Annotated in this window: 12 protein-coding genes; 9 read left to right on the forward strand and 3 right to left on the reverse strand. The window is 28.1% G+C overall.

Going from position 1 to position 12,166, the window contains the following annotated elements; translation table 11 throughout:
- Window positions 1-450: 450 nt before the first annotated feature.
- A complete protein-coding gene (gene uvrA, locus LXD69_RS14145) occupies window positions 451-3,240 on the reverse strand; it encodes an excinuclease ABC subunit UvrA (protein ID WP_246915875.1) in 2,790 nt (929 codons plus the stop codon).
- Between the two features lie 344 nt (window positions 3,241-3,584).
- Between uvrA and LXD69_RS14150 the strand changes: the two genes are divergently transcribed.
- Complete coding sequence (locus tag LXD69_RS14150; protein ID WP_045967394.1) at window positions 3,585-4,169, forward strand: RNA polymerase sigma factor; 585 nt, start codon at window positions 3,585-3,587, stop codon at window positions 4,167-4,169.
- A 52-nt stretch (window positions 4,170-4,221) separates the two neighbouring features.
- Entirely contained in the window at window positions 4,222-4,365 is a 144-nt protein-coding gene (locus LXD69_RS14155; protein ID WP_200894124.1) for a hypothetical protein, read from the forward strand.
- Window positions 4,366-4,380: 15 nt separating this feature from the next.
- Here LXD69_RS14155 and LXD69_RS14160 read toward each other — a convergent pair whose 3' ends face one another.
- On the reverse strand, window positions 4,381-5,040 hold the full coding sequence (locus LXD69_RS14160; protein WP_045967393.1) for an endonuclease III domain-containing protein: 660 nt from the start codon (window positions 5,038-5,040) through the stop codon (window positions 4,381-4,383).
- A 67-nt stretch (window positions 5,041-5,107) separates the two neighbouring features.
- Between LXD69_RS14160 and bcp the strand changes: the two genes are divergently transcribed.
- Complete coding sequence (gene bcp, locus LXD69_RS14165) at window positions 5,108-5,560, forward strand: thioredoxin-dependent thiol peroxidase (RefSeq protein WP_246915876.1); 453 nt, start codon at window positions 5,108-5,110, stop codon at window positions 5,558-5,560.
- A 36-nt stretch (window positions 5,561-5,596) separates the two neighbouring features.
- Here bcp and LXD69_RS14170 read toward each other — a convergent pair whose 3' ends face one another.
- Window positions 5,597-7,051: a hypothetical protein gene (locus LXD69_RS14170; protein ID WP_045967479.1), complete on the reverse strand. Its 1,455-nt coding sequence runs from the start codon at window positions 7,049-7,051 to the stop codon at window positions 5,597-5,599.
- A gap of 120 nt (window positions 7,052-7,171) precedes the next feature.
- Here LXD69_RS14170 and LXD69_RS14175 point away from each other — a divergent pair, with 120 nt between their 5' ends.
- The 6 genes from LXD69_RS14175 (at window position 7,172) to LXD69_RS14200 (ending at window position 12,156) form a co-directional block, all read left to right on the forward strand.
- Window positions 7,172-7,936, forward strand: coding sequence for an MBL fold metallo-hydrolase (locus LXD69_RS14175; RefSeq protein WP_246918887.1), 765 nt, complete (start codon window positions 7,172-7,174; stop codon window positions 7,934-7,936).
- A gap of 4 nt (window positions 7,937-7,940) precedes the next feature.
- Complete coding sequence (locus tag LXD69_RS14180) at window positions 7,941-8,438, forward strand: hypothetical protein (protein WP_052705112.1); 498 nt, start codon at window positions 7,941-7,943, stop codon at window positions 8,436-8,438.
- 72 nt (window positions 8,439-8,510) lie between these two features.
- Window positions 8,511-9,536, forward strand: a complete 1,026-nt coding sequence (locus LXD69_RS14185; protein WP_045967391.1) for a quinone-dependent dihydroorotate dehydrogenase — start codon at window positions 8,511-8,513, stop codon at window positions 9,534-9,536.
- 30 nt (window positions 9,537-9,566) lie between these two features.
- Entirely contained in the window at window positions 9,567-10,430 is an 864-nt protein-coding gene (locus LXD69_RS14190) for a hydroxymethylglutaryl-CoA lyase (RefSeq protein WP_045967390.1), read from the forward strand.
- 1 nt (window position 10,431) lies between these two features.
- Window positions 10,432-10,818, forward strand: coding sequence for a hypothetical protein (locus LXD69_RS14195; protein WP_246915877.1), 387 nt, complete (start codon window positions 10,432-10,434; stop codon window positions 10,816-10,818).
- A 135-nt stretch (window positions 10,819-10,953) separates the two neighbouring features.
- Window positions 10,954-12,156: a DUF4856 domain-containing protein gene (locus LXD69_RS14200; RefSeq protein ID WP_246915878.1), complete on the forward strand. Its 1,203-nt coding sequence runs from the start codon at window positions 10,954-10,956 to the stop codon at window positions 12,154-12,156.
- The last annotated feature ends 10 nt before the right edge of the window (window positions 12,157-12,166 follow it).

Raw genomic sequence — 12,166 nt, forward strand, 5'->3', positions numbered from 1 at the left:
AAGTGAGAAAAAAAGATTGAAAACAAAAAGTAATTGGCTTAAAATGAATAAAATTAAAACACCAATCATTGTATATGTTATTTTATCATTGAATTCATCATTCTTTAAAATGGTAAAAATATCATAACTAATTTCATTTTTATAGAACAAACTTACTAAATAAATTGTAGGAAATGTTATCAATGAAATCAATAGATGTGTTTTAGTTAAAAAAGAAATTAAATTAATTTGAAAATGATTAAATAAAAAATATACCAAACCAATTAAACAAAAATAAAGACTAACAATAAACGAAAGTGTTTTAAAGGTTGTGATATAATACGTGTCATGAATATTTACTTCAATATTTTTTTTAGTGTTTAAAAATCCAATAATTAAAATTATTGGGACAAAAATCCAAAAAATAAAAAAAGGTTTTTTCAAAATAGTTTTCATTTTCAAATCTACAATCTATAACTTCTCAGCTAAATACTTCCCAGTAACTGAATTTTTATTATTTGCTACTTCTTCTGGAGTACCAAAAGCCATTAATTTTCCACCATATTCACCACCTTCTGGACCTATATCTATAATATAATCAGCACATTTTATTAAATCTAAATTGTGTTCAATAACAATAATAGAATGTCCTTTTTCAATTAAAGCATCAAATGATTTTAATAGTTTTTTGATATCGTGAAAATGCAAACCAGTTGTAGGTTCATCAAAAACGAATAGTGCTTTGTCTTTTATCGTTCCTTTTACTAAAAACGAAGCCAGTTTAATACGTTGTGCTTCACCACCTGATAGAGTAGAAGAAGATTGACCTAATTGTACATAGCCTAGCCCAACGTCTTGTAAAGGCTGTAATTTTTGCGTAATTTTTGTTTGATTATACTCTTTGAAGAATGCTAAAGCTTCATCAATTGTCATTTTTAAAACATCATCTATGTTTTTTCCTTCAAATGTAACTTCTAAAATTTCTTTTTTGAAGCGTTTTCCATTACATGTTTCACATTCTAAATGTACATCGGCCATAAATTGCATTTCAATAGTAACTTGTCCGTCTCCTTTGCAGGTTTCGCAACGACCTCCATCTACATTAAATGAAAAATGTTTAGGTTGATAAGCTCTTAATTTTGATATGTTTTGTTTAGAAAATAAATCACGAATATCGTCATAAGCTTTGATATAAGTAACAGGATTTGAACGAGAACTTCTTCCAATAGGATTCTGATCTACATATTCAATGTGTTTTATATTTGAAAAATTACCCGATAATTCTGTAAATTGACCTGGTTTATCTCCAACACCTTCTAGCTTTTTTTGAATAGCTGGAAATAATATTTTTTTTACTAATGTACTTTTTCCACTACCAGAAACACCCGTAATTACGGTTAAACAATCTAATGGAAAAGTAAAATCTTGGTTTTGTAAATTATTTTCTCTTGCTCCAATTACATCTACATGATTTTTGAATTTCCTTCTGTTTTTAGGAACTTCAATTTTTTCTTGTCCATTTAAATATTTAGCAGTTAACGAATCGGCTTTTAATATTTCTTCATAAGTTCCTTGTGCAACTAAATATCCGCCATTTGTTCCAGCTTCAGGACCTATATCAATGATCATGTCTGCTGTTTTCATGATGTCTTCATCATGTTCTACTACAATTACAGTATTTCCTAAATCACGTAGGTTTTTCAATACTTCTATTAGTTGCTCAGTATCTTTTGGATGTAGACCAATACTAGGCTCATCTAATATATACATTGAACCAACTAAACTACTACCTAGTGAAGTGGCTAAATTAATACGTTGTGATTCTCCTCCTGAAAGCGTTGCAGAATTCCTATTTAGAGTTAAATAACTTAATCCTACATTAGAAAGGAAAGATAAACGATTATTTATTTCAATTAAAAGTCTTTTTGCAACTTTTGCATCATATTCGTTTAATTCTAAATCTTTAAAAAATGTAATTAATTTTATAATAGGCAAATCAACAAGTTCTGTAATTGTTTTATTTGCAATTTTAATATAATTTGCTTCAGGTCTAAGTCTTTTTCCTTTACAAACAGTACATTTCGTTTTTCCTCTATATCTAGAAAGTAAAACTCTGTTTTGTATTTTATAATTTTTCTCTTCTAATTCAGTAAAAAAATCATGTAAACCTGTAAAGTATTTATTTCCGTCCCAAATTAATTGTTTTTGTTCATTAGTTAACTCAAAAAAAGGCTTATGAATAGGAAAATCAAACTTATAAGCATTATTAACTAATTGCTCTTTATACCAACTTAATGTATCTCCTCTCCAAGGAAAAATAGCATTCTCATATACGGAAAGTGCAGTATTTGGAATTACTAATTCTTCATCAATACCAATAATATTTCCATAGCCTTCACATTTTGGACAAGCTCCATAAGGATTATTGAAACTAAATAAATGGACATTAGGCTCTAAAAAGGTAATACCATCAAGTTCAAAATTAGTACTAAAATGATGTCTTACTTCTGTATTTAATTCTTGTAAAAAACATTCTCCTTTACCTTCATAAAAAGCAGTCTGAATGGCATCTGCTAAACGATTAAAAAATTCTTCTTCTTCTTTTACAATAATTCTATCAATAACTAATAAAATGTCTTTATTATCTAATGAATGTTGGTCAATTTCATCAAGACGAACCATTTCATTATTTATCAAAATACGAGAAAAACCCTGTTGTAATAATACTTTTAATTTATCTTCTAATGGTCTACCTTCTTCTAAATGAATAGGAGATAAGAGTAACCATTTGCTATTTTGTTCGAATTTTTTTATTTCTAAGATAACATCTGAAACAGTATCTTTTTTTACTTCTTTTCCTGAAACTGGAGAATATGTTTTTCCAATTCTTGCAAATAATAATTTAAGATAATCATAAATTTCTGTAGAAGTTCCTACGGTAGAACGAGCATTAGTAGTATTTACTTTTTGTTCTATTGCAATTGCAGGAGCAATTCCTTTTATATATTCAACTTTAGGTTTATCTAAACGACCTAAAAATTGTCTTGCATAAGAAGACAAACTTTCCACATAACGTCTTTGTCCTTCTGCATATAAAGTGTCGAATGCTAAGCTCGATTTTCCTGAACCAGATAATCCTGTAACAACAACAAGTTTATTCCGTGGAATAGCAACATCAATATTTTTAAGGTTATGCAATTGTGCACCTTTTATTAAAATATTTTTTTTAGGTTCAAGTTTTGAAAAGTCAGTTGTTTGCATTGTTATTTTGTAAGATTTGCAAACTTACATAAATTAAGAACATTAGCCAATATTATAATGTAGTTGTGTGTTTTTATATATACTATTAATTCAGAATAAAATAATTAAGAAATAGTTAGTTTTTTATGTAATAAAGTAATAATATGATTAACATAATAGCCTCATTATCATGTTTTTTTTGATTTTTATGTAATAAATTAGAATAAAAGTTAAAAATAATTTGGTAAGTAGAGAATAAATGCTTTATTTTTGAAACGAAATAACCACTTTAACCAAAAAGATTAGCCTATAGCAAAAAAATACTTTTAGAGATACTAATGCAATTTAACTAAAAGTTATTTATTATGGATAATCTTGCACTTTCTGATGCAATTCTTGTTAAAAAATATATTGAAGGTGATGAATCATCTTTGTCAGTTCTAATAGAACGTCATCAATCAAAAATCTACGGCTTTATTTATACCAAAATTCAAGATAGAGATATTTGTGATGATATATTTCAAGATACTTTTATTAAAGTTATAAAGACTTTAAAAACAAAATCATATAATGAAGAAGGGAAGTTTCTACCATGGGTTATGCGAATTGCTCACAATTTAGTAATTGACTATTTTAGAAAATCTAAAAGAATGCCTATGCAAAGAGATTCGAAAGAATTCTCAGTATTTTCTTTTTTGTCTGATTCTAGTTTAAATGTAGAAAACAGAATTATAACCGAACAAATTGAAAATGATTTAAACAAACTAATAGATGAACTTCCTGAAGATCAAAAAGAGGTTTTAATAATGCGTATTTATCAAGATTTGAGTTTTAAAGAAATTGCAGATTCAACAGGTGTAAGCATTAACACTGCATTAGGTAGAATGAGATATGCAATAATGAATTTGAGAAAAGTTATTGAAAAGAACCAAATTATTTTAACTGCCTAAAACAATATTTGATTTTTTGTTGCGTTATAGATGAAAACAATTATTATTTCCTATGGCAAAACTTTACTCAAAAGAGAAATCAAAATCTAAAGGTATGTTACCAAAAAAAGAAACGATTTCATTTCTACTTAATTATTCAAGATCATTAAGTATTGTTAAAATCAATAAAATTTCATTTGAAATTATAGCAAATTAAAGAAAAAGGCTTCTTTTATGAAGCCTTTTTCTTTTTATATTCATCTAAAACTGATTTTCGTCCAATGGTTTTGGTGATAATATCTTTTTCTAAATCCCAACCACGAGCTGGAGAATATTCTCTTCCATACCAAATAATTTGTAAGTGTAAATCATTCCAATGGTCTTTTGGGAAAATTCGTTTTGCATCTTTTTCGGTTTGCTGAACATTTTTTCCATTTGTTAAATTCCAACGATACATTAAACGATGTATATGAGTATCTACTGGAAAAGCAGGAACTCCAAATGCTTGACTCATAACTACACTAGCGGTTTTATGACCAACTGCGGGTAAACTTTCTAGTGCTTCAAAACTTTGAGGAACTTTTCCATTATATTTTTCAATTAATATTTCAGATAAACCATGTATCCCTTTTGATTTCATAGGTGATAAGCCACAAGGACGTATAATTTCTTTAATTTCTTCTATGCTCATTTTCACCATATCATAAGGGTTATCTGCTTTTTCAAATAATAAAGGTGTTATCTGATTTACTCTTACATCAGTACATTGAGCAGAAAGTAAAACCGCAATTAATAATGTATAAGGATCTTTATGGTCAAGTGGAATAGGAATTTCGGGATATAATTCGTTTAACGTATTTATAACAAACGTTATTTTCTCAGTCTTCGTCATTTTTGTATTTTTATAGTTTAATAAACTTTACACAAAGTTAAACTTTAAACACTTTAAACAAAATAGAATGACAACATTAAAAAAAGGGGATAAAGCTCCTAGTTTTTCAGGGTTAGATCAAAATGGAAAAAAACATACTTTAGAAGATTATATAGGTAAAAAGTTAGTCGTTTTCTTTTATCCCAAAGCAAGTACACCAGGTTGTACGGCAGAAGCGTGTGATTTGAGAGATAATTTTGAGCGTTTTAAGGCTAATAATTATACATTATTAGGAGTTAGTGCAGATAGTGCAAAAGCACAAACAAAGTTTATTGAAAAGCATGAATTGCCTTTTCCTTTATTAGCAGATGAAAATAAATCAGTCATTGAAGCATTTGGAGTTTGGGGACCAAAAAAATTCATGGGAAGAGAATATGATGGAATTCATAGAACTACTTTTATAATTGATGAAAATGGAATTATTGATGAAGTTATAGAAAAAGTGAAGACAAAAGAGCATGCAGCTCAAATATTGAAATAATAAAAGTGCCAAGTAAAAACTTGGCACTTTTTGGTTTTACTTTATTTTATCTTTTACTGGTTGATAACCAAATAATTGATGTGTTTTTATTAAATTAGGAATTCCTTCTGGAAGCATTTCTTCCCAACCTGGTTCTCCATTTCCAATCATTTTTAGTACTTGTCTTGAGAAAATATCTAAATTTTTTTCATCGAAATCGGTTATATCAACTACTTTTCCATTGAATTTAAAGAATTTGTATAATTCTTTCATTCTAGGATGTACTTTTAAGTTGTCAGAATTTACAATAGTTCCATCATCTTCTTTCATTGGATATAAATAAACCTTTAAATCACGATAGAATAGTTTACCAAACGCTTCAAGTATTCCACCAGATAAATGGCGATAATATTTTTCATCAAATATGTCTACTAAATTGTTTACACCCATTGCAAGTCCCATTCTTGCTTTTGTATAATTAGAGAAATATTCAACTACTTTAAAATATTCTTGGAAATTAGAAATCATAACAGTTTGTCCTAATGAACATAACAATTCTGCTCTATCTAAGAAGTCTCTTTCGTCAATTTCTCCTTCTGCTTTTAAATTTGAAAGTGTAATTTCAAAAACTACAAATGTATTTTCAGGATCTACTTTCTTTTCTTCAATAAACATATTATATGACTTTTTGTACATATTCATGTTTACTTTAGTTACAGGTCTAAAACTACCTCTTAGTGCTAATATATTTTTTTTATATAAAACAGCAGCAGGTAATATATTATGACCATCTGGACCAAACATTACGGCATCGGTCATTCCATTTTTAACTAATTGCAGACTCATAAGTCTATTGTCTACATCAGCAAAACGAGGACCAGAAAAATTGATAGTATCAATTTCTAATTGATCTTTATCTAAATGATCGTATAAATAACGTAATAATTTTTTAGGATCATTATATTTATAAAAAGCACCATATATTAGGTTAACTCCTAAAATACCTAATGTTTCTTGTTGAAGTTTAGCATCTGTTTCTTTAAAACGAATGTGAAGTGTTATTTCGTTATAATCTTCATCTGGTTCAACTTGATATTTAATACCAACCCATCCATGTCCTTTATATTGTTTTGCAAAATCTATTGTAGCAACAGTGTTTGCATAACTAAAAAATATTTTATTTGGATGTTTGTCTCTTTTTAAACGCTCTTCTGTTAACTGATTTTCATGTGCTAACATTTTTTTTAGCCTACTTTCAGTAACATATCTTCCATCATCTTCAACACCATAAATAGCATCACTAAAGTCTTTGTCATAAGCAGACATAGCCTTAGCTATAGTTCCTGATGAAGCACCTGCTCTAAAAAAATGACGAACCGTTTCTTGGCCTGCACCAATCTCTGCGAAGGTTCCATATATGCTCTCATTTAAATTGATTCGTAAGGCTTTATCTTTTATAGAAGGAATTTGTTCAATAACTTTATCTCCTCTTACTTTTATGTCTGTAATTATACTTTTCATTAAAGTGTTTTTTTATTGGTATTTGCAGTGGTTGATTCTTACTTTATGCAAAGTTAATTAAAATGATAAAAACTACTACAAATATTCTTATTTTTGTGAAGTATGAATGATATAAAAGTATATTTTTTAGGAACTGGCACTTCTCAAGGTATTCCTGTTATTGGAAGTAATCATTCGGTGTGTTTAAGTAAAGATAAAAAAGACAAGCGATTAAGAGTGGCTGTATGGGTCTATTCAGATGATTTTTCAATAGTTATAGATTGCGGTCCCGATTTTAGACAACAAATGTTAACTTCAAAATGTCAGTATATAGATTCATTATTAATTACTCATGAACATGCAGATCATACTGCTGGATTAGATGATATTCGTCCTTTTTACTTTAAACAAGGTGATATTTCAATTTATGCACATACTAGAGTCCTTAAAAATTTAGCAAAACGATTTGATTATATTTTTGAATCTGAAAATAAGTATCCTGGTGCTCCATCTGTTATTCCTATTGAAGTTAAAGAAAATGAAAGCTTTAAAATTAAAAACCAAATAATAGAACCTATTAATGTTTGGCATGGTAATTTACAGGTTTTTGGATATAAAATCAGAGATTTTGTTTACTTAACAGATGTTAAAAAAGTAGATCAAACTGAAATTGAAAAAATAAAAAAATGTAAAGTATTAGTAGTTAATTGTTTAAGAGAGGAACCTCATAATACACATTTTAATTTAGAAGAAGCTTTAGATTTTATATCTTTGGTACAACCAAAAAAAGCATATTTAACACATATAAGTCATCTTTTAGGATTTCATGGGGAAGTTCAAAAAAAATTACCTAAAAATGTGTTTTTAGCCTATGACAATTTAGAAATTTCAATATAATATTATGAAGAATACTTTTTTATACCTATTTATTTTTTCTTTACTAGTTAATATTTTTCAATATGTAAATTCTAATAAAATATTAGATGCCAAAGAAAAAGAAGTAGTTTCTACAAAGGAAAAACTAGAAGTTGTTAAAAAATCAATTGATTCAATTCAGTATAATGATTATTTTGATATTCAAAAAGATCAAGATGCTCAAGAATATTTTTATTCAAGAAATCTTGATTATGTTAAAGTAATGGAAAAAGTAAATGAAGATTTAGTTACTTTGAATACTAATGAAAAAGGAAACCCTTTAATTCCTTATGAACCCATTGATAATAAAAATTTTATTGTAAATAAAGCTAAAATATTAAACCATAGATGGATTATTGCAGAGTTTTCAAATGGAAATCTTTGGGGACAAATTTTGGTAAAATATTTTTATAATGATAATGAGCCAACAGATTTTGAAACAGTAGAAACTATTCTGTATGAAAAACAAAGAGTAGAAAAATAAATAAAAAAGCTCCATATCGGAGCTTTTTTATTGCACAGTAATTTCTATTTTTGCACAACACAACACACTATTATGTACAAGATATTTATTAGACCTATTTTTTTCTTATTTGATCCTGAAAAAATACATTATTTCACTTTCTCTTTAATTAAATTTCTTAATTCTATAGGATTTAATACAATTTTTAAAAGTATTTATGAAGTAAAAGATACTCGTTTAGAAAGAGAAGTTTTCGGATTAAAATTTAAAAATCCAGTAGGATTAGCTGCTGGTTTCGATAAAGATGCCAAATTGTATAAAGAACTTTCAAGTTTAGGTTTTGGTTTTATAGAAATAGGTACTTTAACACCAAAAGGACAAGAAGGAAACCCTAAAAAAAGACTTTTTCGCTTAAAAGAAGATAGTGCTATTATTAATAGAATGGGCTTTAATAATGGAGGAGTGTTAGAAGCAGTCGAAAGGTTGAAAAAAAATAATGGAGTACTTATAGGAGGAAATATAGGAAAAAACAAAGTAACTCCAAATGATGAAGCAGTAAAAGACTATGAAATTTGCTTTGAAGCCCTATTTCCTTATGTTGATTATTTTGTAGTTAATGTAAGTTCACCAAATACACCAAATCTACGAGAACTTCAAGATAAAAAACCACTTACAGAGTTATTACAAACATTACAAAATAAAAACGAAGTAAAGTCAGAGCCAAAACCAATACTTTTAAAAATAGCTCCAGATTTAACAAATGAGCAATTATTAGATATTATTGATATAATCAATGATACAAAAATTGCAGGAGTAATTGCTACAAATACAACAATTTCACGAGATGGTTTACAATCAGAAAATAAAAAAGAAGTAGGAGGATTGTCAGGAAAGCCTTTAACTAATCGCTCTACAGAAGTAATCCGATTTCTTTCAGAAAAAAGTAATAAAGCATTTCCAATAATTGGAGTAGGAGGAATTCATACTGCAAAAGATGCTTTAGAAAAACTAGAAGCAGGAGCAAGTTTGGTGCAACTCTATACAGGATTTATATATGAAGGACCAAAATTAATTAAAGATATTAATAAAGCAATTTTAAGTGCTAAAACGATTTCGTAAAACGCAATTCTTTTTTATCTTTGGTATCCAATGAAAAAAGTAAAAATTATAGAATGTCCACGAGATGCCATGCAAGGTATAAAGGACTTTATTCCAACTGAAAAAAAAGTACAATATATTCAATCTCTTTTGAGAGTAGGCTTCGATACAATTGATTTTGGTAGTTTTGTTTCCCCAAAAGCAATTCCGCAAATGCAAGACACTGCTGAAGTTTTATCTAAATTAGATTTATCACAAACAAAAAGTAAATTATTAGCAATTGTAGCTAATACGAAAGGAGCAGAGCTAGCTTCTGTTTATAATGAAATACAATATTTAGGTTTTCCTTTTTCAATTTCTGAAAATTTTCAGATGAGAAACACGCATAAAACAATTGCAGAATCAATCGTTACTCTTCAAGAGATTTTAGAAATAGCAAATAGTACAAATAAAGAAGTAGTAACTTATATTTCAATGGGATTTGGTAATCCTTATGGAGATCCTTGGAATGTTGATATTGTAGGCGAATGGACGGAGAAATTAGCCAATATGGGAGTTAAAATTTTATCATTATCTGATACCATTGGAAGTTCAACACCAGAAGTAATAGATTATTTATTTTCAAATTTAATCCCAAAATATAAAGAAATTGAATTTGGAGCACATCTACACACAACACCAGATTCTTGGTTTGAAAAAATTGATGCCGCATACAAAGCAGGTTGTATAAGGTTTGATGGAGCTATAAAAGGATATGGAGGATGTCCAATGGCAAAAGATGACTTGACAGGAAATATGCCAACAGAAAAAATGTTATCTTATTTTACTTCAAATAAAATTGAAACGAATTGTCATGCAATTAGTTTTGAAAGTTCTTATAATGAAGCACTAAAAATTTTTAATAGTTATCATTAAAATGATTGATTTCACCCCTTATTTGAAATACTTAGGATTATATACTGTTTTTATCCCTTTATTTTTATTCATTTTTATATCTCTTTACTTTATTATAATCTTTTGTAAATATAAAGGGCCTAATGAACTGTTTGTAAATTATACTTTTTATATACCGATTATTGGCTCTTTAGCATTAGGAGCTTTACTTTTTTATACATCTTTTTTTTGGATTACACTTGCTATTTATACTCTTATATTTTTTGCGCTTCATCTGGTTTCTTTTAAGGCATTAGGTGCTGCGGTGAAAGATAAAACAAGTATGGGTGTAACTATGGTCTCAGGTTTAATAGGAATGTATATCTTTTTTTCTTGTGCCTTAGCCTGTTTTATTAAAATTTTGTTTTAAATAATTGATTATAAATTATTTAGTATTTTTTACGCCTTACAATTTTAATTTATTCTAAATAAAGTTTGTAAATTACTTTTTACTTTATATTTTTGCAATATAAATTATTTTAAATAAATCTAAATAAACAACAAAATGCGTTTTAATAAGTACATTTTAGGATCACTTTCGCTAGCTTTATTCACATTTACATCATGTTCAGATGATGATAGTACCATAGAAGAAACAGGTATTTCAATTCCTCAAACTTATACATTTGAAAGAAATGGAACTACAACAGTAGATTTTGAAGGTCAATCAAGCAGATTGTTAATGTTACAAGAAATGGGTAACTATATTAAAGATCAAGCTGCTGCAAATGCAATTGTAGATGCTACAGTATTGGATAATATGTATACTAATACAAATAATCCGTTTTCAACAACAGATTTAAATGAATCAGGAAAACAATTAAGAAACAAAACGGCAGCTTCAAGAGATTATTTTGTAAATCTTGGAGGTGGTTCTTCAGTAGAGCAAGATTCTGTCAGAAGTTATTTTGAAGCACAGTTCGATGATGCAAATGCTGCAAGTCAAGGTAATACTGCATCAGCAAGTGTTCCAGGATTTTACGTTGATGGATCTTCTACACGTCTTTTTGCTGCAAATGGATTAGAACCACAACAAGTTTTATTAAAAGGAATGATGGGAGCTTGTTTTATAGACCAAGTTGTAAATAACTATTTAAGTCTTGCTGTTTTAGACGAATCTACAAGTAGAGATGATAATACTAATAAGGTATTAGTATCAGGAAAGAGCTACACAAACATGGAACATAAATGGGATGAAGCTTATGGTTATATTTATGGAGCAGGCGGAGGAAAATATTGGGATAGTTATATTAATCAAGTGGCTGCTGATGCAGATTTTAGTTCGGTAAAAGAAAATATTGAAGTAGCATTTAGAAAAGGAAGAGCAGCTATTGTAGCAAATAACTACACTTTAAGAGATGAGCAAATTGCAATTATAAAAAGTAATTTGGCAAAAGTGCCAGCAGTAAGAGCGGTATACTATTTAAAAAATGGTAAAACAAACTTAGTTACAGATAATGGAGCAAAAGCATTTCATGCGATTTCTGAAGCTTATGGTTTCATAATGTCATTACGTTATACAAACAATCCAGAAACAAATGCACCGTATTTTACTAAACAAGAAGTTGACGACTTATTAGCAGAATTAATAGCTGGTACAAATGGATTATGGGATGTAGATTATCTAAATATCCACTTAGATATTATTGCTACAAAAATTGCAACACGTTTTGGGTTTACTGTTACACAAGCTGAAACAGTTAACTAAAAAATAATAG

It is taken from the genome of Flavobacterium sediminilitoris, from assembly GCF_023008245.1.
GTDB classification, from domain to species: Bacteria; Bacteroidota; Bacteroidia; order Flavobacteriales; family Flavobacteriaceae; genus Flavobacterium; species Flavobacterium sediminilitoris.